At 69.4% G+C, this 26004-nt stretch carries 17 protein-coding genes; 6 read left to right on the top strand and 11 right to left on the bottom strand.

What is annotated here, in order from left to right; all coding sequences use genetic code 11:
- Positions 1–687: 687 nt before the first annotated feature.
- A complete protein-coding gene (locus tag AUV07_RS08680; protein WP_029266251.1) occupies positions 688–1293 on the bottom strand; it encodes an HAD domain-containing protein in 606 nt (201 codons plus the stop codon).
- Positions 1294–2148: 855 nt separating this feature from the next.
- Entirely contained in the window at positions 2149–3135 is a 987-nt protein-coding gene (locus tag AUV07_RS08675; RefSeq protein ID WP_062635477.1) for a hypothetical protein, read from the bottom strand.
- An 81-nt stretch (positions 3136–3216) separates the two neighbouring features.
- On the opposite strand from AUV07_RS08675, the gene AUV07_RS08670 reads away from it, so the two are divergent.
- Both AUV07_RS08670 and AUV07_RS08665 read left to right on the top strand, forming a co-directional pair.
- Complete coding sequence (locus tag AUV07_RS08670; protein ID WP_062635475.1) at positions 3217–3735, top strand: hypothetical protein; 519 nt, start codon at positions 3217–3219, stop codon at positions 3733–3735.
- A gap of 201 nt (positions 3736–3936) precedes the next feature.
- Complete coding sequence (locus AUV07_RS08665) at positions 3937–5343, top strand: hypothetical protein (RefSeq protein ID WP_062635473.1); 1407 nt, start codon at positions 3937–3939, stop codon at positions 5341–5343.
- Positions 5344–5407: 64 nt separating this feature from the next.
- On the opposite strand, the gene AUV07_RS08660 is transcribed toward AUV07_RS08665, so the two are convergent.
- The 3 genes from AUV07_RS08660 to AUV07_RS08650 all read right to left on the bottom strand — a co-directional run bounded on the left by AUV07_RS08660 (position 5408) and on the right by AUV07_RS08650 (position 8047).
- Positions 5408–6607 (bottom strand): fatty acid desaturase family protein, encoded by a 1200-nt coding sequence (locus AUV07_RS08660; protein WP_082802892.1) that lies wholly within the window; start codon positions 6605–6607, stop codon positions 5408–5410.
- A gap of 19 nt (positions 6608–6626) precedes the next feature.
- Entirely contained in the window at positions 6627–6905 is a 279-nt protein-coding gene (locus AUV07_RS08655; RefSeq protein WP_157523989.1) for a hypothetical protein, read from the bottom strand.
- Positions 6906–7096: 191 nt separating this feature from the next.
- Complete coding sequence (locus AUV07_RS08650) at positions 7097–8047, bottom strand: intradiol ring-cleavage dioxygenase (protein WP_062635469.1); 951 nt, start codon at positions 8045–8047, stop codon at positions 7097–7099.
- Between the two features lie 367 nt (positions 8048–8414).
- Here AUV07_RS08650 and AUV07_RS08645 point away from each other — a divergent pair, with 367 nt between their 5' ends.
- Complete coding sequence (locus tag AUV07_RS08645; protein WP_062635467.1) at positions 8415–9029, top strand: TetR/AcrR family transcriptional regulator; 615 nt, start codon at positions 8415–8417, stop codon at positions 9027–9029.
- A 9-nt stretch (positions 9030–9038) separates the two neighbouring features.
- On the opposite strand, the gene AUV07_RS08640 is transcribed toward AUV07_RS08645, so the two are convergent.
- Positions 9039–10184 carry a low temperature requirement protein A gene (locus tag AUV07_RS08640; protein WP_062635465.1) on the bottom strand — a complete coding sequence of 382 codons (1146 nt, stop codon included), beginning with the start codon at positions 10182–10184 and terminating at the stop codon, positions 9039–9041.
- 354 nt (positions 10185–10538) lie between these two features.
- On the opposite strand from AUV07_RS08640, the gene AUV07_RS08635 reads away from it, so the two are divergent.
- From AUV07_RS08635 to AUV07_RS08625, 3 genes are read left to right on the top strand one after another with little or no spacing between them, the layout of a single operon-like run.
- Positions 10539–12065 (top strand): sugar transferase, encoded by a 1527-nt coding sequence (locus tag AUV07_RS08635; protein ID WP_062635462.1) that lies wholly within the window; start codon positions 10539–10541, stop codon positions 12063–12065.
- A 4-nt stretch (positions 12066–12069) separates the two neighbouring features.
- Positions 12070–13263, top strand: coding sequence for a DUF1972 domain-containing protein (locus AUV07_RS08630; protein ID WP_062635456.1), 1194 nt, complete (start codon positions 12070–12072; stop codon positions 13261–13263).
- Positions 13260–14396 (top strand): glycosyltransferase, encoded by a 1137-nt coding sequence (locus tag AUV07_RS08625; RefSeq protein WP_062635454.1) that lies wholly within the window; start codon positions 13260–13262, stop codon positions 14394–14396. The genes AUV07_RS08630 and AUV07_RS08625 overlap by 4 nt, the downstream gene beginning before the upstream one ends.
- A 21-nt stretch (positions 14397–14417) precedes the next feature.
- Here the strand turns inward: AUV07_RS08625 and AUV07_RS08620 are convergent, their stop codons facing one another.
- The 5 genes from AUV07_RS08620 to AUV07_RS08600 all read right to left on the bottom strand — a co-directional run bounded on the left by AUV07_RS08620 (position 14418) and on the right by AUV07_RS08600 (position 25992).
- Entirely contained in the window at positions 14418–15728 is a 1311-nt protein-coding gene (locus AUV07_RS08620; RefSeq protein ID WP_062635452.1) for a hypothetical protein, read from the bottom strand.
- A 10-nt stretch (positions 15729–15738) separates the two neighbouring features.
- The gene (locus AUV07_RS08615; RefSeq protein ID WP_269454384.1) at positions 15739–18348 is read right to left on the bottom strand and encodes a right-handed parallel beta-helix repeat-containing protein; all 2610 of its coding nucleotides are present in this window, start codon (positions 18346–18348) and stop codon (positions 15739–15741) included.
- A 192-nt stretch (positions 18349–18540) separates the two neighbouring features.
- Complete coding sequence (locus AUV07_RS08610; protein ID WP_062635445.1) at positions 18541–19893, bottom strand: polysaccharide biosynthesis tyrosine autokinase; 1353 nt, start codon at positions 19891–19893, stop codon at positions 18541–18543.
- Positions 19894–19948: 55 nt separating this feature from the next.
- Entirely contained in the window at positions 19949–21259 is a 1311-nt protein-coding gene (locus AUV07_RS08605) for a hypothetical protein (RefSeq protein ID WP_062635443.1), read from the bottom strand.
- An 11-nt stretch (positions 21260–21270) separates the two neighbouring features.
- A complete protein-coding gene (locus AUV07_RS08600) occupies positions 21271–25992 on the bottom strand; it encodes a PKD domain-containing protein (RefSeq protein ID WP_062635441.1) in 4722 nt (1573 codons plus the stop codon).
- Positions 25993–26004: the final 12 nt, after the last annotated feature.

Below are 26004 nucleotides of genomic sequence, written 5' to 3'. Positions count from 1 at the left end.
CCCGCCGAAAACGATCGTCTTCGGCAGTCACCTGGGCGCACTGCTGCAGCGTACGACACGCTGACGAAAACCCACCGCAACCCTCTGCCGAACCCAATACGCACGGAAACGACAAGTGAACAGTTTTGGCTGAATCGCACAACGGCGTGGCCACCGAGCATGGGTGACACATGCTGTCAGCAATGCCAGGCGTGGCACGCAAAGCGGGGTTGTGCCACTTCAACGCGGTTCCGACAGTTAAGCTCGTGCTCAGCCCCATCTCACTTCAAGGGGTGTGTTTCTAACCGCCGATATTCACAGTTATCCGAACTATCGGCGCGAAGCCCCATTTTTCGGGGTTGAGAGCGAAACGTACGGACCGTTCCAGGGGCGGAGCTCAATTCAGGCTCCAGCGGCGGTGCTCAGTCGCCTGAGCCGTTGGGCAACACCCCTTTGCGGAATCCTGGTTGATGGGCCGCGACGTCGCTACGCGCCGCGTGGAACATGCACGCGGCCACAATGAGCGTTAGGCATACGCTGCACGTGTTTACGAGCGCTACGGCGGCACCCAACCACATCTCCCGGACCGAGCATTCGGGGCGGCTGACGTCCCGCGAGTCAGCAGACCTTGACCGCCCGAATGACAGCGCCACCTTTGCCCCGCATCCTCAGCGGCACGACTGGCTACTGGCCTCGGCAAAGGCGCTATTAGGGAGCGTCCTCATTCAGCCAGCTTTCGACCCGCTGCAGATCGCGCGGCAGGAGCCCCGGCAAGGACCTTGTCCGCAGGAGCAGGCGCTGATGATTCTGTTGCGGTCCCCATGGGTCGGCCTTGATGCCCACGTTCCCGATTTCATCGTCGATCCATGCGAATCGCGCCGGCTGCACACGGTCAAGAAGCAGTTCAGCGGCCCGACGCTTCCACCACCACTCGGAGTTCGAGTCGAATGCGATGCTCTGGTCAAAGCGTTGGTCGATGATCGTCTTACCCTCGCGAGTATCCACCGAGGGATGATCTGCGCGATGAGGCATCAGCCCGTCGAGACCGAGCGCAGCCTCGAACTCGTCGAGTAACCACGGCTGCTCCAGCCAGGTAGTCAGCCAGGCGCCCTGGACGTCCGAGCGAGCGAGGATCGCTCGAAGCCTTCCGACCACCAGCGGCCTCCAGCGGATCTTCCACCTACCGACTTCCGCCACGGCCAGTTGCTCTCCGCGAGTGTTCTTAAAGCCGTTGAGCACGCCATCGATGTCCAAGGCGATCAGCGTCACCGTGCGCTCGCTCGGCGTCAACGACGTGACGCTCGGCTGGTCCATTTGTCCATCCCTCACATGGCGTTAATACCACTCGCAGAAAAGGCAAAGCTGCCAATTCGCAGAGTCGCGACGTGCAAAAATGGCGGACTCATTGATACATGAGTAGAAATCCTTTCGGAATGCATCCCGCACTCCACGAAACTTGTGGTTTTAGTCCGCGGCAATGACATATCGTTCAGCTCATGGCACGAACCAACGGAGGGCACGGCGACGGTTCACGACCGACACACGAAGACGTGCAAGCCCTCGTCGACGCCATCGTCCGCTTGTCGGATGACCCTGCATGGCTCATCTCTGCACAGTTCATGCACACGCCGCAGGAGGAACCTCATCGCAGTCGCACGCCAAACTCGAATGCATGGCTCGTAGACGGAGGCGACGTCGAGACGGTTATGAAGATTATCCAGACCGTCGGGCGGCGTTGATCCGGCCGGCAACCCCAAAGATCAAGGAGCACTCGTGACAGGGAACGCATGGCGAGATGAAATGGATCCCTTCCAAGTTCGCATCATCGATGAAACGGCAAAGAGGTTTAGCGATACTCAGGCCCGGCTGACAGGCGACGACCACGCACGGTGGGACAGTCTTCCTCCAGACGCGAAAACGAACGTATCGGACCTCGTCGCTGCTGTGTATATCGCGCACAGTCAAGCACTTGCGGCGATCGTGCCAGAGGCCGGAGAGTTGGTCAGTGGCTCTCCGCAAAGGGCCCCCGAGGCATGCGGATTTGATGACGAGGACTATGACTCAGCGGATGACGAGTACGAGCACGGAGTGGACGATGAGCTCGACGTCATTCTAAGCTCGCGCGGCTGGAGGTCTGCCCGCACGGATCGTAGTCTGCGCCATGACGGCTCAGACCGTTGGTGCCTGCTGAAGCCAGGACGCGTGCAAGTCTTCGTGAGTCCCGTCGTTCGCCGCGGCTTCGAAGTCATGATCTGGGTTGGCGGCGAGTTGTTGGAGCCACAGCTGTTTGAGATCGACACGGCAGCTTTCATCTCCGTCGTTCCTGCAATGGAGCGCCGCCTGCACGGCCTCGGCAGCGGCGTCCTTCTTCTCCGCGGCCGCCGTGCGCCTCTGCTCCGCGGCGGGACGGTCGCGCTCGACGCGGTCGGCCTCCTGACGCAGCTTCTCCAGCTGCGCCTCCACCTCGGCGATGCCGTCCGCGAGCTCCTCGGCGCGGTCGCTCAGTGCCCGCACCGCCTCGTCCTCCTTCGTGAGAGCCCGCTCCGCCGCGGCCAGGGCCTTCTCCGCCGCGGCCACCTGCCGCTCCGCGTCCCGCCGCTTCCGCCGCTCCTCCAGTTCGTCTCGCGGGCGCGGGGGTTGCGGCTGCAGGGTGGGGAGCGTGCCGGCCACGGCATCGCGGGTGTCGTCAGCGGTCCCCGACGGCTCGAGGGCCCGCACGAGTCGTCCGGACGCGACGGCCGCAGCGGCATCCTGATCGAAGAACGCTGCGGAGATCGTCTGCTCGACGGCGTCCCGCGTGGCCGCCGTCACGCGTTCTCCGCGGGACCCCGCGAGGTCCGCCGCACTCTCAGCGAGCCGGCGGGTCAGCGCCCGGCGCTGCCTGCTGAGCGTGGACAGCGCGGCGGCATCCAGGTCTTCCTGCGCGTCGCGCAGTTCCGCGGCCAGCGCCAGTGCCTCCCCGAGCTGGGCAGCCCTCTCCTGCGCGAACAGGTTGACCACCCAGGCGGCGACCGACGGCTTCCGCAACGCCTTCACCTCCGCGGCGAGCGCAGGATCTTTGATCTCCTTGACCCGCGCATTCCGGCTGGCCGTGAACGCCTCCGGCGGAGCCGCATACAGCGTCGCCGCGATGTCGTCGAGCGTGGATGCGACCATGCGCCCACGATACGCGGCGTCGCGGCTTCTCCATGCCCCCGCTGGAGCAGCGTGCGCACGCGCGGGTGTACCGTCGGCACCATGGGCCTCGCCGTCGTTCTCGTCGTCGTCATCATCGCTCTCCTCGTCGGTGCGGCCTTCCTCCCCGGATGGGTGCGGCGCAGCTCCACCGCGGCCGGTGCCCGCGCCGGCGCGCGATTCACCGCCGCCCGGATGACGGAGCTGCTCACCGACCTCGGGGCGACGCTCCGGATCCAGGCGCCGCCGGAGGTCGCGGCCGCGCTTCTGCGCGCGGCGGTCACGGGCCGCGAGAAGGCCTACACCGTCCTCGACGACGGCACCGTCGGCATCCGCTTCGTCGAACCGGACGACACCGTCGTGCGGCTCGTTCCCGACGCCGAGGGGGCTCTCCTGCGCATGGAGACGTTCCGCGACTACCTCGGCTTCCCGCAGACCGCGCCGCTGTGGCGGGAGCTGCGGGAACGGGTGACCGCAGAGGCGGCAGCGCGCCGGATCGAGGTGAGCGAAGGACCCGTCTCGGCGTTCGAGCGCGGAGACCTGCTCGACGACCGCAACGCCCGCTGGTTCCGTCGCGCCTGATCGTGCCGCTGCCCGCCCGTGCAAATAGGGGTCACGATTCACAGGCGACGCAATTAGGCTAGACGCGCGCCGCGCCCCGCAGGGACTCCGATGAGGACCCGGACGCGGTGCACGCCGGGGCCTCCTTCCCCGTGCTTGCGAACCCGTCCACGGAAACGAAGACCGCTTCGTGTCGCGGACACGCCAGAAAGGCTTGAACCCATGAGCGATTCCTCGGGCACCCCCCGCGACGACGACCGGTCGCCGGACTTCTTCGATCAGCTGATCGAGACCACTCCGCGCGAGTCGTCCTCCTCGTCCACCTCGGCGTTCACGATCGGCTTCCGGGGCTACGACAAGAACGAGGTCGACGCCGCGCTGGCGTCGATGCGCACGCAGCTCCAGCAGGCGGCCGACGAGCTGGCCGAGACGAAGGCGCGCGAGGCCGAGTCCGTCGAGGCCATCAAGGCCGAAGAGCGCGAAGCCCGCGAAGCCCTGGAGGCGGAGCTCGCGGCCGCGAACGCCAAGGCCGCCGAGGCTGAGCAGCAGGTGGCGACCCTGACCTCCGAGCTCGTCGACATGCCGCAGGCCGATGGCGAGGAGGCACCGTCGCGTCAGCAGTTCGAGGCGATCCTGCGCGTGGCCGAGGAGCAGGCGAACGTGCTCATCCAGAACGCCGCAGTGCAGGCCGACCGCCTGATGACCTCTGCCCGCGAGGAAGTGGCCGCGCAGCGCGCCGAGGCGGAGGCCGACGCCGAGCGCATCATCTCGCAGGCGCAGCGCGACGCCGACCAGGTGCGGCTGAAGATGGAGACCGAGTACACGGCCCACGAGGCGCGCATCGAGCGCGAGGCGGCGCACGCCGCGGAGAAGGTCAGCCAGGCCTCTCAGGAGGCCACCGCCATCCGCACCGAGGCCGAGAAGGGCGCCGCCGCACTCCGCTCCCTGGTCACGCGCGAGACCACGCAGCTGCGTGCCGACGCCGAGCGCGAGGTCCGTGAGATGAACGCCCGCGTGCTGGAGTTCGAGGAGACCCTCACCCGTCGTCAGGACGACGCGCAGCAGGAGTTCCTCGTGCTGCACAACCAGGCCGTCGCCCACGCGGAGCGCATCACAACCGATGCGAACGAGCAGGTCACGGCCTCGCTGGAGCACGCGCAGCGCATCTCCGCGAAGGCGGACGGCTATGAGAAGCTCATGCGTTCGCAGGCGCAGGCGATCGAGGCCGACGCCCAGGTGCGCGCCAGGGAGATCCTCGAGCGTGCCCGCGTGAAGTCGCAGAAGATCGTCGACGCGGTCACCGGACACACCTCCACCGTTCTCCGCGATGCCGAGGACCGCGCCCGTCAGCTGCGGTGGCAGCAGCAGCAGCTCACTAGCTTCATGGCCGAGGTGCGCGAGCTCATCCGCCCCGACGGCATCTTCAGCGACGACGGCCTTCCCACCGAGATCGCGGTGACCGAGGCCACGATCGACGAGGACGACGACGAGACCGAGGACGACGTCGTCGAGGCATCGGTCGAGACCTTCCGCGGCGATGAGGTGCTCGACGACGAGTTCGACGACGACCACCCTCTGGAGAAGATCACGATCGACGTCATCGAGACGGACGACTCCTCGAAGCGCTGATCCCGCGCAGAGACGACGAAGGGGCGAGCAGGTGTCTGCTCGCCCCTTCGTCGTCTCCGTGTGCTCAGGCGCGGCGGAGCTGTGCCGCCGCCGGGCAGTCGAACGGGTCGCGCGCCGCCAGGCCCACGCGGTTGAGGTAGGCGATGACGATCGCGTACGACTGCCCGAGGCTTGTCTCGGTGTAGGGGATGCCGTTCGCGGCGCAGTAGTCGCGCACGATGCCGCGTGCCTTCGACAGGTGCAGCCGCGACATGTTCGGGAACAGGTGGTGCTCGACCTGGTGGTTGAGGCCGCCCATCAGCCCCGTCACCCACCATCCGCCGCGGATGTTGCGCGACGTGCGCACCTGCTTCGAGAAGAAGTCGAGCTTGGCGTCGGGGGCGATGACCGGCATGCCCTTGTGGTTGGGAGCGAAGGACGCGCCCATGTAGACGCCGAAGACCGCGAGCTGCACGCCCAGGAACGCGAAGGCCATGCCGACGGGGAGCAGGAGGAACAGCGGCACGAGAAGGACGGCGAACCGGAGCACGATGAGTCCGAGCTCGATCCAGCGACCCTTCACGTTCTTCCGCGTCGTCAGGTGCTTCAGACCCAGGAAGTGCAGGTTGAGCCCCTCGAGCGTCAGGAGGGGGAAGAACAGCCACCCCTGCGTGCGCGTGATGAGCCGGACGATGCCGCGCGACTGCGCCGCATCCTCCTCCAGGAAGGAGATGGTGTCGACCTGGATGTCGGGGTCCTTGCCGACCTGGTTCGGGTTGCCGTGGTGACGGGTGTGCTTGGAGTCCCACCAGTGGTAGCTCATGCCGATGATGCCGGCGAGCACGCGTGCCAGGCGGAAGTTCGCCGGCCCCGTGGAGAGGATCTGACGGTGCGCCGCCTCGTGGGCGAGGAAGGCGACCTGCGTGAAGACGACACCGAGGGCGGCGGCGATGAGGAGCTGGAACCAGCTGTCCCCGAGGAGGAGGAAGCCCGCGACGCAGCCGGCGAAGGCGACGACGAGGGCCGCGCCGATCAGTGTGTAGAACACAGGAGTGCGCTGCAGGAGCCCGGTCTCCTTCACGACCTGCTGCACATCGCGGTAGGCCCGGGTGAGCGGGGGGAACTCGGCGTTCCCGGCGTAGGTCTGACGAACCGGCCCGAGGGCGGCGATGACGGTCGGGGAGGATGTGCGGGAGATGATGCTCTCCTGTCGATCGGGAGCCCTTGAGCTGAAGAAGCCAAGGGCGGTTGCCGATCGCTGTGGCCACACTAACCCCGCGCGCATACGCGAGGCGGCATACGACTCAGGCCCGTGCTCGACGCGGCCGACGACCGCGCGTGCGAGGGAGGGTCGTCGAGGCCGCCGGCCGGGCGGGCTGCTGCGCGGCGGCGAGCGCGCGGAAGGCGTCGTCGAGCGACGGGAACGGCCCGAGGTCGGTGCCGCGCTCGTCGCGCAGTCGGTGCGCGGATCCGTCGAACTCGACGAATCCGGCGAACTCACCGTTGCGGGTGGCGACGTGCACGTCGACGTCGGCCTGTTTCCAGGTGAGAGGGATGGAGGAAGGGGCGGTGGTGGTACTCATGCTCATGCTCATTGCTGTGGGGCGGGCGCGCTCGCGCTCCGCACGTGTAGAGACCGAGGGCGGATTCCGCGCGCGTCGATGTGCGTGGTCCGTGGATGGCCCTGATCAGTGGCGACGAGGCGGCCGAGAGAGGCGAAACGCACACGTTGCACGATCAGCTTAGCAGATCCACGAACCACGCGCCGAGAGCGTCAGCTGCCGGGCGGACGCCCGCCGCCACGCGTAGGCGCGGCGCCGGCGCTCGGCGTGGTCGTCGTGTCGACGCCGACGACGAGGGTCGCGGCGTATCCGCCGGTGACGCTCCCCGTCGTCGTGGCGAGCTGCGACACCCCGCCGTCGTCGCCGAAGACATTGTCAGAGGTCAGAGAGATCCGCGCCAGGTTGTCCGCCGATCCGGAGTAGGCCGTCTCCGCATACACCGCGCTGCACGCGTCATCGGGCAGCGCGAGCTGGGACGTGGCGATCGCGTTCGACGCGTCGGTGATCGAGGCCGCGTCCGGATACACCTCGAAGTGGATGTGGGGCCACCGACCCGAGTAGCACCCGGGGAAGACGGAGGTGAAGGACACCTTCCCGTCGTCGTCGGCGACCTGCACCCCGCGCAGATAGGAGACGTCCTCGAGCCCGGACGAGTACAGCGAGTACTCCCCCTGCGCGTTGCAGTGCCACGCGTAGACCGCCACGCCGGCGAAGGGCACCCCGCCGTTCGCGAGGTCGACGATCTGGAGCTCGAAGGAGAGCGGGACGCCGTCAGCCGTGGCGCCGCCGTCGATGGACGAACGGATGTCCTGGCGGATGATCCCGGCCTTGTCGAGGACGTCCGGACCGTTCGAGCCGTCGCCCGGATAGGGGCCGGCGGTCTCGTCGGGGATCTCCGTGACCGTAGCCGACGCCGTGCCGGTGGCGCTGGGCGTGGGGGTGGCGGTCGTCGACGACGATCCGGTGGCGCCGGGAGCGCAGGCGGCGAGGACGACGGCACCGAGGCCGAGCCCGCCGCCGATCAGCAGCCCGCGACGACTCATCAGCGTCCGGAGGTCGAAGGCGACGCCCTGGTCGACGACCTCTTCGTCCGCGCGGTCCAGCAGTCGTCCTTCGTACATGGGGCCCTGCGGCGTGGGGGTCGGTTCGGGGATGCGGCTCATGATGAGCTCCTCTCGAGCGTCGGCGGCGTTGCCCCCATGCTCGACGGGTGAACAATCAAGAAGCTATGCGTGATCCCTGGGGCTCCTGTGGAGTCAGGAGCAGAGCGGAGGATGCGGGGACATCGCTCCGCTCTGCAGCGCTGGCGCTCGAAGAACTCGGCGGCCAGCGCAGGGCCGGGGCGAGGGGGGAATCGCGCGCGCGGCCACGAAGACGGCCGTCATGCAGGGGACATGCGCGGCCGTGGCGCATCCAGTGGAACATGCCACTTGGCACCTGTCAAGTTTTTCCCGGACACCTGTCCAGATCCGTCGGAATGCCATAGCATTGCCCGCACCGATCCCGAAGGGGACGAGACCGGGGGACAGCATGACGACAGCGGAGAAGCGCGCGGAACGCGCAGGGGTGGACAAGTTCGCGCTCCGCCGACGGGCACTGGCCGAAGCGGCCTTGGAGGCGATCGCCGAGCGGGGGTTCGCGCGGACGGGACTCCGCGAGATCGCGCAGCACTCGGAGCTCTCCCACGGGTCGCTGCACTACTACTTCACCGACAAGAACGACCTCATCGCGGAGGCCGTGCGGATATCCAAGGGAGGGCTCGGCGACCGCTACCTCGCCGTGCTGGAGAGGGCCGAGACCGCGGAGGAGCTGGCGACCGGGGCCGCCGAGGAGCTCGCCAGGAGCGTGCACGACGACGCCCGCCTGCACCGGCTCTGGTACGACCTCCGCAACCAGTCCCTGTTCGAGTCGGGCTTCGGCGACACGATCGCCGAGGTCGAGGCCGATCTGCAGGATGCCATCTGGCGCGTGGTCGAGCGCTACTCCGAGCTCTGCGGACGCCCGTGTCGCTTCACGCCGCTCTTCGCGTACGCGCTCACGGACGGCATGCTCCAGCACACCCTCATCCGCCACCTGCGCGGCGACGGCGAGGCGATCGCGCGCCTGCGCCGCGAGTGCCGGGAGCTCTTCGCAGCCAGCGTGTGACGCCGCGGATCACTCGTCCGTGACGACAGTTCCCCGAGCAACGGGCGGCCGGATCACCAGCACGATCACGATCGCCACCATGACCGTCGCCGTCAGGGCCACGGGCACCGGCACGAACGGATCGAGCAGGACGAGCAGCGCGCCGAGGGGGATGACCGCGTTGACGACGCGGTCGGCGTTGTCGCGGATCGCGATCCACCAGATCCCCAGGAGGAAGAGGGCGATCGGCACCGAGACGGTGAACGTGGCGATCACCGGGGCGAGGTGGCTCTCCCCCGTCATCACATCCAGCTCGACCTCGACACCGGCCGAGAACGCCGCCGCCGCGGCGAACACGAAGTAGTGCGTGTAGCCGTAGCGCAGGGAACGCCCCAGGGTCGTGATGGCGCGGTGGTGGGGCGGCCAGAAGTAGATCCACCACAGCGCGGCCGTGACGATGAAGGCCAGCGCCGAGATGGCGAGGAGTGGACCGAGCGCCTCCACCTCGTCTCGCGCGTCGATGATCGCATTCGCGGAGGCGAGGAGGCTCTCGCCCAGCACGATGAGGGTGAAGAGACCGTACCGCTCGGTGATGTGGTGCGGGTGCCACGGCGTCTGTCCTCGGCGCTCCGCGAACACCGGGACGCTGACCTCGATGAGCGCGAACACGACGAACGCGACGAGCTGGACCGGACCGGACGGGATGAGCAGGAACAGGATCCACAGAACCTGCACCACCGCGATCCCGAGCGCGTATCGGAGCGCGACGCCCCGGAGCGGCTCCTCGGTCCGCGAGGCGCGAAGCCACTGGGCCACCATCGCGACGCGCATCACCACGTAGCCGACGACGGGGAGGGTGAAGTTCCCCTCCTCGAACGCCTGCGGGACTCCGGCGGCGAGGACGAGGACGCCCGCCATCTGGACGAACGTGGCGATCCGGTACGGCCAGTCGTCGGTGTCGAACGACGTCGCGAACCAGGTGAAGTTCATCCACGCCCACCAGATCGCGAAGAAGAGCATCGCGTAGGAGGTGATGCCGTGGAGGAAATCCCCGTGGCTCAGCGCGTGGTGCAGCTGGGCCGAGGCGATGCTCACGGCCACGACGAAGACGAGGTCGAAGAAGAGCTCCAACGGGCTCGCCGTGCGGTGCGGCTGACGCGGGTCCCGCGGTGCCATGGAACGCAGGTGGAAGCGAGTGCTCGGTGTCTGGTGCGTGGTCACCGCGAAAGAGTAGCCCCGCCCGCCCGGCGCTGGGCGGTATTCCGGAACGGATCTCACCGAGTCCGCGGAACGGCTTCCCTCCGCCGGGCGGATCCGCTACAGTGTTGGACGTCTGCAGTGCCTGCTGCACGCCTCGTCGGTTGGGACGACGAGGACCTTCACGATGTGGGATCGCGAAGCATCAGCAGGACCCGAGGGGTCGGGACGCAGACGTGTCCGTGAACGTGGGGTTCACGGTCTGGGGAAAACTGGGGAAACGATGGCGCACTGGGGTTATCTGCGTACATTCACGGCTCAAGGGGCCTCGGCATGACTTCCGTCGAGGATGCTCTGAGCATCGCTCGTACGGGTTTCACGCCGATCACGGCACCGCGAGCGACCGCGTCGGTGACGCCTGCGGCGAGCACGCCGCGCGTGTCGGCGACGCTCGAACGACGCCGCCAGTGGGAGCGTCGCTATCGGATGCGGCTGCGGATCACGGATGCGGCTGTCATCCTGATCGCGGTCGCACTGACGGCGGTGGTCCAGCTGGTCTCCGGCGTCGCGGTGATCGAGGCCGTGCGCAACGCCGCATTGCTGGGTCTCGCCTGGTACCTGATGCTGTCGGCGCTCAACAGCCGAGCCGCCGCCATCTTCGGGTCCGGGGCCACGGAGTACCGTCGCGTCGCGCACGCGGCGGGACTCGCCTTCGGCATCACCGCCATCGCGGGCGTGCTCCTGGAGTGGGAAGGACTGCAGCCGCTGTTCTTCATCGCCCTCCCGGTCGGCATGCTCGGTCTCCTCTTCGCCCGCTGGACCTGGCGCCGCTGGCTGCAGCGGCAGCGTCTGTCCGGTCGCTTCGCGTCGAGGACACTGGTGGTCGGCGCCACCGAGGACGTCGAGTATGTGATCGACTCCCTGCAGAAGGGCGGGGAGAACGGCTATCACGTCGTGGGGACGACGCTGCTGGATCGCAATGCCGGCGCGCTCAGGATCGGGGAGAGCATCTACCCGGTCGTGGGCGATCTGGACACCGTCGCCGCGGCGGCGGCACAGCTCGGGGCGGACACCATCATCGTGGCGAGCCGCCCCGAGGGGTCCCCCGACTTCGTCAAGCAGCTCAGCTGGCAGCTCGAGGGCACCGCCGCCGAGCTCGTCCTCTCGAGCCGCCTGACGGATGTCGCGGGCCCGCGCATCTCGCTCCGTCAGGTCGACGGCCTCCCGCTGATCCAGGTGAAGATCCCGACCTACGAGGGCGGGGTGCACCTTCTCAAGCGCGCGCTCGACATCGCCGTGGCCACCGTCGCGCTCATCCCGATCGCGCTGCTCACCCCCGTGCTCAGCGCGCTCATCAAGCTCGATTCGCCCGGCCCGGTGTTCTTCTTCCAGGAGCGCGTGGGACGGGACGGCCGCCGGTTCAAGATGGTGAAGTTCCGCTCGATGCGCACCGACGCCGAGAAGCAGCTCGCGGCGCTCAAGGAGCAGAACGAGGGCGCCGGCCTGCTCTTCAAGATGAAGGACGACCCGCGCGTGACCCGTGTCGGGAAGGTGCTGCGCAAGCTGTCGCTGGACGAGCTCCCGCAGTTCTGGAACGTGCTCGTCGGCGACATGAGCGTCGTCGGCCCTCGTCCGCCGCTGCCCAGCGAGGTCACAGCCTACGACGGCACCGTGTTCCGCCGCCTCTACATCAAGCCGGGCATCACGGGTCTGTGGCAGGTCTCCGGGCGCAGCGACCTGTCGTGGGACGAGAGCGTGCGGCTGGACCTGCGCTACGTGGAGAACTGGTCGGTCATGAACGATCTGCAGATCATGTGGCGCACCGCGAAGGTCATGGCGCAGCCGAGCGGGGCATACTGAGCGGATGAGCACTACGACACCCCTCACGATCGCGATGGTGGGGACCCGCGGCGTGCCTGCCGCCTACGGCGGGTTCGAGACGGCCATCGAGGAGGTCGGCCGCCGGCTGGCCGACCGCGGGCACGACGTCGTCGTGTACACCCGCGGCTCCGAGCACCGGGAGAAGCGGTACCTCGGCATGCGCGTGGTGCATCTGCCCGCCGTCCCCGTGAAGCAGATCGAGACGCTCAGCCACACCGGGCTCTCGACCCTGCACCTGCTCGTCCACCGCCGGCCCGACGCGACCTTCGTCTTCAACGCCGCGAACTCGCCGTTCCTCCCCCTGCTCCGGCTGCGCCGCGCGCCGGTCGCCCTGCACATGGACGGTCTGGAGTGGCGCCGTTCGAAGTGGGGTCCGCGCGGCAAGGCCTACTATCGCTGGGCCGAGCAGTTCGGCGTCCGCACCGCCGACGCGCTCATCGCCGACGCCCCCGGCATCTCCGACTACTACCGCCACCAGTTCGACGTGCCGACGGAGCTGATCCGCTACGGTGCGCCGATCCTCGACGAGCCGCCGACGCATCGTCTGGCCGAGATGGATCTCACGCCCGGCGGCTACCACCTCGTCGTCGCGCGGTTCGAGCCGGAGAACCACGTCCTCGAGATCGTCCGCGGCTACCGGGCCAGCACCGCGCGCCTCCCACTCGTGGTCGTCGGGTCTGCACCGTACGCGGCCGGGTACATCCAGGAGATCCGGAACGCCGCCGAGGGCGACGAGCGGATCCGCCTCGTCGGCGGTGTGTACGACCAGGAGCTGCTCGACGCGCTCTACGCGCACGCCGCCACCTACCTGCACGGTCACTCCGTCGGCGGCACCAACCCATCGCTTCTGCGCGCCATGGGAGCGGGCACGGCCGTGATCGGCTACGAGGTGCCCTTCAACCGCGAGGTGCTCGACGGCAACGGGTGGTTCTTCGCCGATGCGGACGACTTCGCCGCGCATGTGGCCGCCGCAGAGGGCGATGCGGCCGCACGCGACGCGCATGCCGCGGCGGTGCAGGAGATCGCCCGGACCCGGTTCCGGTGGGACGACGTGACCGACGAATATGAAGACCTCGCTCGCCGCCTCGCCGAGGGCTCGAGCATCCATTCCTCCGCCCGGCGCGCACGCCGACGGAGCACAGACTGGGCCCCCGCCCCCGCGGACGCCGCCCGATGACCGCGCGAGAGAACCGCAAGACCGTCCTCCTCGTGCATCCCGGCGCGGAGATGTTCGGGTCCGACCGCATGCTCCTCGAGAGCGCGACCGGCCTCGTCGAGGCGGGTGCCCGCGTCGTGGTCGCCCTGCCGAGCACCGGTCTCCTCGTCGCCCCGCTGCGAGAGGCCGGCGCGGAGGTCGTCATCCTGCCGATGCTCGTGTTGCGCAAGGTCCTGCTCACCCCGCGGGGGCTGCCCCGCCTCTTCCGCGACATGTTCCGCGGCCTCGGCGCCGCGTGGCGGCTGATCGGACGCGTCCGTCCCGACGCCGTCTACGTGTCGACGATCATCATTCCGCAGTGGCCTCTCATCGCCCGACTCCGGGGCACGCGCGCGGTCAGCCACGTGCATGAGGCCGAGGCCTCCGGCAGCACGCTGGTGAACCGGCTTCTCTACGCGCCGCACCTCGCCTCCGCCCGGACGCTGGTGAACAGCCGCTTCAGCCTGGACACGATCCGGCGCGCGCTCCCGGCCCTCGCCGACCGGACCCGCGTGGTCGCCAACGGCGTCGCGTCACCGGAGCACCCTGCTCCGCCGCGCTCCCGCCTCGACGGCCCCCTCCGCGTGCTCTACGTGGGCCGGCTCTCGCCGCGGAAGGGTCCCGATCTGGTCATCGACGCCGCCGCCGCGCTTCAGGCCACGGGCGGTCCGATCGAGGTCACGCTGCTCGGCGCGGTCTTCGAGGGCTACGAGTGGTTCGAGCGGGACCTGCGCGCGCGCGCCGACGAGACCGGCGTCCCCGTCACCTTCGCCGGGTTCCATCCCGACATCTGGCCCTTCCTCGCCGAGGCCGATGTCCTGGTCGTACCGTCCCGAGTGGACGAGCCGTTCGGGAACACGGCCGTCGAGGGCGTGCTCGGACTCCGTCCCGTGATCGCGAGCGACAGCAGCGGCCTGCGGGAAGCCGCGGGCGGGTACGCCACCGCGCAGCTGGTCGCTCCGGACGATGCCGGCGCGATCGCGACCGCGCTCGAGGATGTCCGCGCGCGCTGGGACGACCATGTCGCCGGCGTCGCGGCGAGCCGGGAGGAGGCCCTGCGCCGGCACGCTCCCGCGGTCTACCGCGCCGGCGTCACCGCCGGCGTCCTGGACTGACCCGCGAGGTCCGCCCGCGGGTCACACCGACGCGGGGGCGTCGGCGGTCAGCCGCGCCCGATTGCGCACGATGTAGATCGAGAACGGGATCAGCTGGCAGACCAGCAGCGCGAACGCGACGCCGACCAGCGGCCCGACGATGCCGAGGATCGGCGTGAGCACGAACGCGAGGATGATCCCGACGGCGGCCATGCTCAAGGTCGGGATCACCTGGAAGCGGATACCCGGCTTGTCCATGATGAACATCCCCAGCGGGTACACGGCCGCCGTGAGCATGATCATGAGCCCGAACGCGAAGATCGTGGTCGGCCGGACCTCCAGCTCCCCCTGCGTGATGAATCCGAACAGCCAGGGGCCGACGAGCCACACCATGACCGTTGCGAGCGCGACCGCGGTGGCGAACAGCGCGGAGAGCAGGAACGGTCCGCGGCGCAGGTCGCCCTGATGCCGCATGCGGGCGAAGTGCGGCCAGAGGGCGAGACCACCGGCCATCACGAGGCCGTTGAGCGCGAAGAACACCTGGCCGGCCACCCCGTACTCCGCCACGTCGGTCGGGCCGCCGAGCTGGGCGATCACGTAGCGCTGCGACCCCACCGCGATGGGATAGGTCACCATCTGCGCCAGCATCGGCCAGCCGACGTCCATGACCCGGACGCCGGGGAAACGTCGCGGCCGCAGCACCATGCGGGCGGCCTCGGGGATCAGCGGCGACGTGGTGCGCGCCGTGATGAGCACGCCCAGGATCGAGACGATGAGCGACGCGGCGAAGGATGCCATGGCCGCATAGGAGTGGAGGTCGTCGCCACCGAACGTGAGGAGCAGCCAGACGCCGGCCAGGGTGAGCGGCGAGATGAGGCCCTGCAGCAGGATCACGATGTGGTTCTTGCGCTGCCCGAGCATGATCCGCGCCCAGATGCCGAGCGGGATCCCCAGGCAGAAGATCGTGACGCAGAAGAACGCCGCCAGCGACGCCCCCGGCTGCTGCCCGGCGTCGCCGAAGATGAGCTCCCAGGCTCCGGTGGCGAGGAGCACGGTGTTGATCGCCATCGCAGAGGCCGCGAAAAGCAGGAGCACCCGTCCGACGGAGGTCAGCTGATAGCGCAGCTTCTCGTCCGTCCGGACGTCGTCACTCGTGGCCACGGCGTTCACGAGCACGGCACCGCTGCCGAGGTCGGTGAACGTCAGCAGCGACGGAATCGTCGTGAGCAGCGTGTAGAGGGCGAAGCTGCCGACGCCCGCGTCTCCGATGATCATCCGTGTCGTGAGAACGCCGCAGACCAGCGCGATGACCATCGTCAGCGCGCGGGCGCCGACAGCGAGAAGAGAACCCATACCTAGATCGTCACCGCGACAGGGCCCCCAGGGTCGCGCTGTTGCCGGGGAGTCGCGATACCGAAGCGATATCCGCAGGAACCGGGACCGCGATCGCGGCCTGCTGCTGAGCCTGGGCGGGGGTCAGCACGTACGCCGCGGACACCACGGAGGCGCCCTCCACGAACTGCGAGCGACGATCCTGGCCCGTCGCCGCCGTGAACGCGGCCAGGGTGTCGGCGACCGCCGGATCCCGCGAGACCGACCCCTTCGACCACGCCGAGAACCAGCGAGGGGTGCCCGCGGCAGCGCGGTGATAGAGGTTGCCGTTCACGCTCGACATCATCTGGGCGCCCGTGAAGGTGGTGGAGAAGTCTTGCACGCACACGAGGCAGTTCCCGGCGCTCTCCGCCATGACGTTGTTGGACATCACGGTGTTGCGCACGATCCACGGCGCCAGGGGCGCGTAGCGGGTGCGGGGATCGTGACCGGCCGCGTTCGGGTCGGAGGCCCGGCGCTCATCCTGACCGATGCTGATGTTGCGGTTGGCGTTGCCGACGAACGTGTTGTTCCAGATCTTCACGGTGCCCGCGTTCAGCACGAACAGACCGAACTCGCCGTTCCTCGCGATGATGTTGTCCGCGATCGTCGCACGCTCCGAGAGTTCCACCATCACGCCGTGGCCGGTGTTGCCGATGACGTCGTTCCCGGTGAACACGATGTCGATCGTGGACTCGTCGAACCAGGGTCCGCGTCCGGCGTTCTCGGTGAAGGCGCTGTCGGCGACAGTGACGCCGCGGGTTCGGGTCACCTTGAAGGCGCCCGACACCGGGGCATGGTTGAAGTGCTCTGCATTGTTCCCCGTGGAGAGCATCTGCCGCACCTTCAACCCGTCCGCCTGGGAGGCGCCACCGCCGAGGAGACCATTGCCGATCAGCGAGACCCGGGTCAACGTCGTACGCTGCCCCCACGAGTAGAAACCGGTGGTCGAGTTGTCGCGGATCGTCACGTCAGCGAGGGTGATGTCGTCCGCCGCGGCGATCACCGTGCCCATCTGCGGAACGCTCGTGGCGTACCGCCGGACGCCGATGCCGCGCACCTCCGAGCCGGCGGAGCGGATCGACAGCGCCTGCGTCAAGACGCTGGCTTCCACGGTCTTGCCCGTCGGATCGGTGCCGATCACGAGACGCTTGGCGCGGTCATCGACGAAGAAGGTGCCGGCGACGACCTCCGCGGCGGAGCCCACCTCCCGCAGCTGCGCACCGGCGACCCAGACCTGGTCCGGGTGCGCGGCCATCGGATGGGCGGGATCGATGAACCGCCAGTCCGCGTTGGTGTTGTCGGGTGCGCCCTTGGTGTAGGTGGGGCTCGAATCCAGCGCGGTGCCCCAGCCGTCGACGACCCAGGTGTTCCCCGAGGCCCTCCACCCGGAGACGGCCTTCGCGCCATCCATCCAGACCGCCTCGTTCGGGGCCGGCTGGATCGACACGCGCTTCTGCGCGGGGACGATGACCTCTTCGTGGTAGGTCCCCCCGCGGAGGACGATCGTGCCTCCGTTCGCCACCAGCCGCAGAGCGGCGGCGATCGTGCGCACCGGGGCGCTCTTCGTGCCGGCGGCGGCATCGGACCCGCTCGGCGACGCGTACACGGCCGTGGCGGGCACGGGGTACGAGAAGGATCCGGGAGCGGCTGCGCCCGGCTTCCCGCGCACCCCGGCGGGCGTCGTCGGCGGGGCAGGCGTCGTCGGCGTCACGGGCGGGGCCGGGGCGGGGGCCGGGGCCGGAGCCGGGGCCGGAGCGGGAGCTGGCGTCGGAGCCGGCGTCGGAGTGGGTGCGGGGGTCGTGGCGGGGGCCGGCGCGGCTACCAGGACGTCGTCGATCGCCAGCGGGACGGCGGCCTGCGCCCCGGAGGACGTGTACAGCGCGAACCCGTAGCCACCGGCAGCGGTGATCTTGCGAGCCGAGGAGTCCGTGTGCGTGACCTGCCACGCGGCGGGCTCGGCACTGCCGTCGACCCACGCCTTCGCGGAAAGCGTCACCGGGTCGGTTCCCGTGACGTCGAGAGCCACACGCAGAGTCGTGCCGTTCTTCACCGTCGCCGGCAGGCGGCGCTCGCTCAGGCTCTGCACCGTGGTGAGATCGGTCAGCCGGACAACCGAGACGTACGCAGACCCGTCGGGGTGCACCCGCAGGCGCACGCCGTAGGAGTCCTTGCCGACGACGCGCACAGCTTGGGCCAGGTACAGGGGGCCCCCGACGGGCAGCGCCGGGACGGAGACCGAGAAGCGACTCGCCACATCCGTGGCGGTGACCCCGGAAACGGTCGCCCTGGCGGTGATCCCGGGCTTTCGGCTGGCGAGCATCGCGCGCCCGTTCGTGACGCTCGACGTGCCCTCGACGACGCGCCAGGCGCCGACCGAGGAGGCGCCCCACCCGGAGGCGACGGTGCGATCCATGGCATCGGACAGGAGAGGTGCGGCGGCCGCAGCGGCGGCTCGGACGGAGGGCGCGCCTGCCGCGGATGCGGGGGCGGCGACGACGACGCCGGACACGGCGACGGCGGCGCCGACCGCGGCCGCGAGCAGGCGGTGGCGACGCCGGGCCACGCCGGACGAACGATGGACGAGGAACGGAAGGGACACGATGTCACCGTTTCTGGGGCAGACTGTACGATCAACCCACGCTTCGCCGCAGTTTCAACCCCGGCGACAAAGAGCGAGCCCCCCTCGCAACCCATGAAGAATAACCGCCCATCTGGGCGAAGGCAATCGTTTCGGCACCGTCAGCCGATATGCTGCGTGCCGCCCGGCGATCGGCCACGACGACGTATCGACTCACTCGCTGTAGTACTCGCTGCGGTGACGGTCGGGCCGGGCGCGGTTGAGGACCGTTCCGAGGATGCGGGCGCCACCGGATTCCAGCGACTTGATGCTCTTCGCCAGCGCTGCGCGACCGGTCTTGGTCGCATCCACGACGAGGATCACGCCGTCTGTCTGGGTCGCCAGCAGGTTGGCGTCCGCGACGCTCAGGGTGGGCGGTGAGTCGATGACGACGTAGTCGTACTCCGCGGCCGCGAAATCGAGGAGCTGCGCCATACGCGCCGACGTCAGCAGCTCGGCCGGGTTCGGCGGGATCGTGCCGGCGGGGAGGATGTCGAGTGTCGTATCGGCGACGCGGTGCTTGGCCACCTCGAAGCCGACCTCGTCGAGCAGGACGCTCGTGAGGCCAACGGAGCCGTCGATGCCGGCATGCTCGTGCGCTCGCGGGCGGCGCATGTCCGCGTCGATCAGTAGGACAGAGTTGCGCAGTGCGGCGAGGGTCATCGCGAGGTTCACCGAGACGGTGGACTTGCCTTCGGCGGGCATGCCGGAGGTCACCAGCAGAACCTTCACGCGGGACGACACGTTCGCGTAGGCGAGCGCCGAGCGGATACGGCGGAACTCCTCGGAGGTGTGACCGAGGGGCTCCTGAGCCACGGCGATCCCGCGCGCCTCGAGCAGCGGCGACCTGGAGACCACTCCCAGAACAGGGTCACCGCCGGCCTGCGTGAGCGCCTCCTCGTTGCGGACGCGGGTGTCCAGCACGCCGATGAGCACGGCGGCCGCGAGGCCGAGCACGCCGCCGAGGAACCCGCCGAGTGCCGCATCCCTGGGCTTGCTCGGAGTGAACTGGAACTCGGGGACGACGGCATCGTCGATGACTTCGGCGGTGATGGTGGACTCACCCTGCGGATCCTTCGGCGCCACGTCCTTGACGACCTCGATGAGCTGCGCCGCGACCGCGTTCGCGAGCTCGGCGGAGGACTCCGCATCATCCGTGATCCCCGTCACCCGCAGCGTCACAGTGCTCTGCGGGATCGACACTTCGATGTCACGGGCGAGGGCACGCGGCGTCGTGTCGAGGTCGAGCTCCTCGATCACCGGTTCGAGCACGCGCGAGCTGGTCGCCAGCTGGGCGAAGGAGAGCATCTGGCTCTGCGTGTAGACCGAGCCCTGGTTGAGATCCGAGGCGCTCGTCCCCTGGTTGAGGGCGAAATAGAGCGAGGTCGTCGCTTGGAACAGCGGCGTCTGCAGCGACGCGTATCCGTACGACCCGGCGGCGCCCACCACGCCGCACAGGACGATCAACCACCAGAACTTGCGCAGCGAGCCCGCGATCACACGCAGGCTGACCCGGCTTTCCGCCATGACTCCCCATTCCCCCTGAGATCTCGATTCTAGAGGAGCCACCTGACGAGTCCCCTCACGTCTGCCGCGCCTGTGGAACGGTCCTGCCCGTCGATGCGGGGAACGCGGTCGTCCCCGCATCCAAGAAGAGCGCGTCGTCCGCCCCGGACCCCCGGCCGCCGGCATCTTTCGCCCAGGTGATCGCCAGACCGACGCAGAACCAGAGGAACATGCTGTACTGCGTGATGAGCGCCACGACCACCAGGCTCGGGAGCTGGCCGACGACCGCCAGGGCCGCCGGGCTGCGGGTCGAGCGTCGGACCGCCATCAGCGCCGCGCAGACCACGGCCGCCATGATGAGGAGCGTCGGCACGTAGCCGTACCGGAGCAACGTGAGCACGAGGGCGTTGTCCACCGAGCGGGCGAAGTAGCCGAGGTAGTAGTCGCCCGAGACGAGGGAGTGCCAGTCGCCGGGGTTCCCGAACAGCTGCACCTGCTCGAGGAGTACGAGCAGATCGGTCCGGTAGTCCGCGCTGCCCCCGGCCTCATCGCCGGCCGCGCCGAACACCGAGTCGATGAGGGGGATGGCGATGGCCGCGCCGATCGCTCCGGCCAGGGCCACCGTCACCCGGAAACGGGTCGAGACGCCCACGATGAGGAAGGTGGACAGCACGAGGGTCAGCACGAGCGTGAGCAGCCCCGCGCGGCTGAAGGTGAAGACGGTGGCGACGGCGATGAGCACGACACCCGTGATCTTCGGGAACAGCCGCCACTTCGTCGCCACGACGAACGCGGAGGACATCGCCAGCGCCGCGCCGAGAGCGATCGAATGACCCCACGCCCCCTCGGCCCGCAGCACGCCGCCCCGCTCCTGCAGCGGACTCCACGTCTCGTACACGACTCCGGAGCCCGGGATGAGGACGAACGGGTTGAAGGACGTGACGAACTCCACGATCGCGAGGGCGGCGGCCACGATCGCCACGACCGCGATCGTCGAGGTGACCCATTCCGGCGCCACTCTGGCGAGCACGACACGGCCCCAGATGTAGGGGATGACCCACTCCAGCAGCGCGGCCACCAGCGAGGGGAGGTCCACCGTCCCGAAGCCGTACAGGCCGACGACGATCACCACGAACACGGCGACCCAGGCGTCCGCCGCGCGCAGCGGCACGACCGACCAGTTCACGAGGATGAGCACCGCCGTGAGCAGGGTGATCGCCGCCCAGTAGAAACTGATGTTCACGCCCACCCAGAGCGGCACGAAGAACAGCACGCACGCCCAGACGACGAAGGCGGTGCGCGGCAGCAGCCGGAGCGCGAACACGACGATGGCCACTGCCGCGATCCCGCCGACGGCGAGGAGCGCGATCGGTACAGCAGTGGCCATGCGTCAGGATCTTACTGCGGGGCGGTGACGCGGAACGAATCGAACGACACGCCCAGCGGCGCCGTCGCGCTGCCGGAGCGGTTGCCGCTCAGACCCACCGCACCCGCGCCCAGCGGCGCCGCGTCGGTCGTGGTGATCTGCCAGGCGGCCGGCTTCGTGGTGTCCGTCGGCCAGAACTTCGCCGACAGGGTCGCCGTCGACGTCCCGGTCACCGCCACCTCGAGGTTGTACGAGGTGTTCGCCGCCCACACCAGCCCGGGCACAGCCTGCGTGCGCAGGACGGTCCCTTCGCGGTGCACGACGAGCCAGACCGTGCCGTCAGGGCGCAGCCACGCGCGGACGAAGTACTTCCCCGCCGCCGACTGCCGCGCGATCACGCCGATGTAGGCACCACCGGCTGCCGGCGCCTGGTCGACCCGGAACTGCGTCTCGAGCACCACGTCGGCGACCGAGGTCGTGTTGAGCGTCGCGTGGCGGGTGTCCCCGGCGATGAGGTTAAGCTTGCCCTGGCCGTCGGCGACGGTCGCCGCCGCCTGGGATCCGCCGGCGATCGTCCACGCCCCGCCGACGGTGGCCGTGCCCCAGCCGGGTCCCGCGGTGCGGTCGAAGCCGTCGTCCGCCACCGGAGCCGGCTGCGGTTCGGGCTCCGGCTCGGGCTGGGGGTCGACCGGCGGCGCCGTGACGGTCACCGGCTTGCTGGTGGTGTGCGTCGCCCCCTTGTCGTCCGTGACCGTGAGCTTCACGGTGTAGGTCCCCGCCGCGGTGTAGGTACGAGTGCTCGTGGCGCCCGTGCCCGTGGTGCCGTCGCCGAAGTCCCACGCGTACGAGGCGATGGTGCCGTCGGAATCGGTCGACCCGCTTCCGTCCAGGGCCACCGTGAGGTTCGTCGCGGTCGCGGTGAAGGCGGCGGTCGGCGCGACGTTGGCGGGCTCCGGCTCGGGCTGCGGCTCCGGCTGCGGGGCAGGCGCCCCGAGGTTCTTCACCGTGAAGTCGTCGAAGCTGGCCAGGTTGGCGCCGGTGGCGCTGCCCGCCCGGTACGAGAACACCGTCGGCGCACCGGCGACCTGCAGGGCCGGGGTCGCGTCCGTCGTGGTGAGCTGCCAGTTCGCCGGCTCCGCCGACCCTGCCGCCCACAGCTTGGCGCGGATGGTCGTCGTGGAGGACCCGGTGGTCTCCATCAGGAGCGTGAACGAGCTGCCCGCACTCCAGGTGAGACCGGAGACCGCGGTGCTGGCGATCGCCGTGCCGTTGCGGTGGATCACGAGCCAGGTCGTCCCGTCGGCACGGTGCCACGCGAGGGCACGGTAGCCGGAGGAGCCGGAGCGTCGGGCGCCGAGTCCTTCGTATGCCACCCCGGTCGAGGGGCCGGAGGCGAGCGTGTAGCTGATCCGCGCCGAGGAGTCGAGGACGGAGGTGCCCTGCAGCAGCATCTCCCGCGTCTCCCCCGGCGTCAGGTTCACCTTGCCCACCCCGTCGCCGACGGAGAGCACCGTCGCGGAGCCGCTCATCGGCGCCCAGGTGCCGCCCTTGTCCGCCGCTCCCCAGCCGCTCGAGACGACCCGCCCGAAGGCGTCGGACGCGGCGAACACCTGTGCCGTCAGCGTCACCGTCTTGGTGGCCGTGGCCGTCGCGCCGAGGCTGTCGGTCACGGTGAGGGTGATGTCGCGGGCGCCGGCCTCGGCGTAGGTGTGGCCGGCGGTGGCCCCGGAACCGGCGGGAGAACCGTCGCCCCAGTTCCACGAGTACGACAGCGTGGCGCCGTCGGACGCGCTCGACCCGGTCGCCGACACATCGACGTTCAGGCCCGATGCGGTCGCGGTGAAGGCCGCCACCGGGTCGGCGTGCGTGGCCGTTACCTGCCGGGTGGTCGAGGCGCTGCCCCCGCGGTCATCCGTGACGGTCAGCGTCACCGTGCGGGTGCCCGCCGAGGGATACGTGTGCGTCGCGACCTGACCGGTCGACGTCGTCCCGTCGCCCCAGTTCCAGGCATAGCTGGCGATGGAGCCGTCGGAGTCCGACGAGGCGGACGCGTCCGCCGAGACCGTCAGGCCGGTCGACGTCGTCTCGAAGGAGGCGGTCGGGAGCACGTTCGGCGCCGTGACGACGACCGGCTTCTCGACGGACGTGGCGAGGCCGTTGCTGTCCGTCACGGTCAGCGTGGCGGTGTACGTGCCGGACTTCTCGTAGGTGTGACTCGTCGTCTTCCCGGTGGCGGTCGCGGAGTCGTCGCCGAAGTCCCAGCGGTAGCCGGCGATGGTCGCGGATCCCGCAGCCGTCGACGCACCGGCGTCGAACGCGACGGCGAGGTCGGTCGCCGTGGCGGTGAAGTCCGCCGTCGGCGCCTGGAAGCCCTTGCCGATGCCGTAGTGCGTCTTCACCTGCGTCGGGGTGAGGGCGAACGGATAGACGGCCACCTCGTCCATCGAGCCTTTGAAGTACTTGGAGCTCGGGGCCGAGGGCCACCCGGAGAGGGTGTCGCCACCGATACGCCAATATCCCAGTTGATTCTCCGCCGTCGTCGCTCCCGGGAGCGACGACGCGAGCTGACCGTCGATGTAGAGCTTCATCCCGTCGGCACTCTGCGTCGCGACCGCGTGATGCCACGTGTTGTCGTTGAGCGCCGTGCTGTTCTGCACCGTCTGGGCAGTGCCGTTGTAGGTACCGAAGACGAGGCGTCCGCTGTTCGTCATATAGAGATGACGGTCATAGCTTCCCGAGTCGCCCGAGATCGAGGAGCCGTATCCCAGCAGCTTGCCGCCGTTCGTGGTGTTCGTCTTGAACCAGAGCTCGGTGGAGAACTCGGACGGAGCGGCGATCCTGTTCCCCGACGCGACGCGTCCCGTGCTCGTCCCGGTGAAGGTCGAGGCACCGGTCGCGGTGTTCTCGACGCCCGAGGTCGACGCGCTCACGCCCGAGTCGAAGACCGGGGTGTTCGAGCCGGCCCAGTCCTGCGGAGCGGTGCCCAGCGGGTAGTAGAGCTGGGGGCCGTCGGCGATCACGGCGTTGACGTAGTTCGAGACGGCACCGGCGGCCACGGTCACGCTCATGGCCTGGCTCGTGACGGTGTTGCCCGCGCTGTCCTTCGCGACGACGGTGTACTCCTGCGTCGATCCGGGGGCGGCTGTCTTGTCCTCGAGAGTCACCGACGGACGATCCCACCACGTTCCGCGCGCGGTGGTGGTCGCGATCGGCGTGGTGGTGCCCGTACGACGCAGCTCGTAGGTGAGCGTGAGGTCGTCACGGTCCCAGTTCGCCGGGATGGACACGCGCACCCGACCCGGGATGAACGACTGGGCGGTACCGGTCCAGTTCGCGCCGGACAGCCGAGGGCCGTCCTTGGCGCCGCCGGGCGGGTTGGTCGAGAAGCGCACGAGTCCCTCGAAGCGCCCGTTGTTCACGGAGCGGAACTCACCGCCGATCGAGATCATGTTCCCGGCGCCGGTGATGGAGAGTCCGGCCTGCCCCATGCCCGTCGTCACGCCGACGGCCCAGTCCGGCGTCCAGGCGTAGGCCGAGGGCGCCGGCGTACCGGCCCAGTTCTTGTACGTGCCGCCGGCCGCGGGCTGGTTGCCCAGCAGGCCGCGGGCATCGGCCGTGTACGCCTCGGAGTAGCGGTGTGTGCGCGGGCTCTGCTCCGGGTGCAGGCCCATCGTGCCGCAGGCGTGCGTGTGGCTGGTCGTGTAGACCGTTTTGCCGGTCGAGTAGACGCCGTAGTGGTCTCCGAGGCAGTCCGCGATCCACCGGACCTGGCCGCTTCCGGCTTCCGCCGCGAAGGTGCCCTCGAGGTTGCCCGTGGCGGCGTCCGCATAGACCCAGCCGGTGCCGTAGACGGCGTTGGCGTCGGCCGCGAGACCGAAGATGCCCGCCTTGCCCGAGTTCGCCCCGGTGTTCGAGCCGTTCTTGACGGTCTGCGGGAGCGCCCAGCCGGTGTCCACGGCGCCGGTGCTCTTGTCCAGCGCGACGGTGCCGCGCATCGTGAGGTCGCCGTTGACCTGGGAGAAGCGGCCGGCGGCGATGACGTTCTGACCCGCCGGGTCCATCACCATGGCGTCGACCTGCAGGTCGCTCTGCGGCGCCCAGCTGAGCAGGGCACCGTTGGTCGAGGAGAACGCGGCGAGGTTCTTGCGCGGCGTGGCGTTGCCCTGCGTGAAGAGGCCGCCCACATAGACGCTCGACCCCGAGGTGGCCAGGGCGTACACCCCGCTGCCGCCGATGGAGGGCGAGAACCCGGGCACGAGCTGGCCGGTGACCGCGTCCAGCGCCGCGAAGTTCCAGCGGGTCTGGCCGTTGACGGCGTTGAAGGAGCCGCCGATGTAGATGCGGCTCCCGTCGGGCGATGCGGCGACGGCCTTGATCACGCCGTTGACCTGCGGAGCGAAGGGCAGCAGCTGCCCGGTGTTGATGTCGTAGGCGAGGACGTTCGACCGCGCGGTGAGGCTGGTGCCCGGCGTGGCGAGCGGGGCCCGCGCGTTGTCGAACTTGCCGACCGCATACACGGTGGAGCCGATCGTCGTCTGCGCCCACACGTACCCGTTGTCGATCTGCACCGTCGGGATCGGGTCCGACGTCACCACGTCGTCGTTCCGCTGCAGCAGCGGTGGCGGTGTCGACGGCGTATCGGCCGCCGCGGCCCCGGTCGTCCCCAGCGTGGTCATGCCCGTGATCAGCAGCGCCGCCGTCACGACCGACGCGAGTGCGCTCAGCGCCCGCCTCGAAGTGGATGTCTTACCCATGTTGCTCCCCAG

Origin of the sequence: Microbacterium sp. CH1, assembly GCF_001595495.1 — a bacterium.
Taxonomy (GTDB): domain Bacteria; phylum Actinomycetota; class Actinomycetes; order Actinomycetales; family Microbacteriaceae; genus Microbacterium.
This window is presented reverse-complemented; position numbering and strand designations above follow the sequence as displayed.

Coding starts and splice junctions, on each gene's coding strand:
- AUV07_RS08635 (WP_062635462.1), top strand. CDS start 10,539: ATGACTTCCGTCGAGGATGCTCTGAGCATCGCTCGTACGGGTTTCACG.
- AUV07_RS08600 (WP_062635441.1), bottom strand. CDS start 25,992: ATGGGTAAGACATCCACTTCGAGGCGGGCGCTGAGCGCACTCGCGTCG.
- AUV07_RS08620 (WP_062635452.1), bottom strand. CDS start 15,728: ATGGGTTCTCTTCTCGCTGTCGGCGCCCGCGCGCTGACGATGGTCATC.
- AUV07_RS08650 (WP_062635469.1), bottom strand. CDS start 8,047: ATGAGCCGCATCCCCGAACCGACCCCCACGCCGCAGGGCCCCATGTAC.
- AUV07_RS08665 (WP_062635473.1), top strand. CDS start 3,937: ATGAGCGATTCCTCGGGCACCCCCCGCGACGACGACCGGTCGCCGGAC.
- AUV07_RS08630 (WP_062635456.1), top strand. CDS start 12,070: ATGAGCACTACGACACCCCTCACGATCGCGATGGTGGGGACCCGCGGC.
- AUV07_RS08645 (WP_062635467.1), top strand. CDS start 8,415: ATGACGACAGCGGAGAAGCGCGCGGAACGCGCAGGGGTGGACAAGTTC.
- AUV07_RS08680 (WP_029266251.1), bottom strand. CDS start 1,293: ATGGACCAGCCGAGCGTCACGTCGTTGACGCCGAGCGAGCGCACGGTG.
- AUV07_RS08670 (WP_062635475.1), top strand. CDS start 3,217: ATGGGCCTCGCCGTCGTTCTCGTCGTCGTCATCATCGCTCTCCTCGTC.
- AUV07_RS08605 (WP_062635443.1), bottom strand. CDS start 21,259: ATGGCCACTGCTGTACCGATCGCGCTCCTCGCCGTCGGCGGGATCGCG.
- AUV07_RS08640 (WP_062635465.1), bottom strand. CDS start 10,184: ATGGCACCGCGGGACCCGCGTCAGCCGCACCGCACGGCGAGCCCGTTG.
- AUV07_RS08660 (WP_082802892.1), bottom strand. CDS start 6,607: ATGCGCGCGGGGTTAGTGTGGCCACAGCGATCGGCAACCGCCCTTGGC.
- AUV07_RS08625 (WP_062635454.1), top strand. CDS start 13,260: ATGACCGCGCGAGAGAACCGCAAGACCGTCCTCCTCGTGCATCCCGGC.
- AUV07_RS08655 (WP_157523989.1), bottom strand. CDS start 6,905: ATGAGTACCACCACCGCCCCTTCCTCCATCCCTCTCACCTGGAAACAG.
- AUV07_RS08675 (WP_062635477.1), bottom strand. CDS start 3,135: ATGGTCGCATCCACGCTCGACGACATCGCGGCGACGCTGTATGCGGCT.
- AUV07_RS08610 (WP_062635445.1), bottom strand. CDS start 19,893: ATGGCGGAAAGCCGGGTCAGCCTGCGTGTGATCGCGGGCTCGCTGCGC.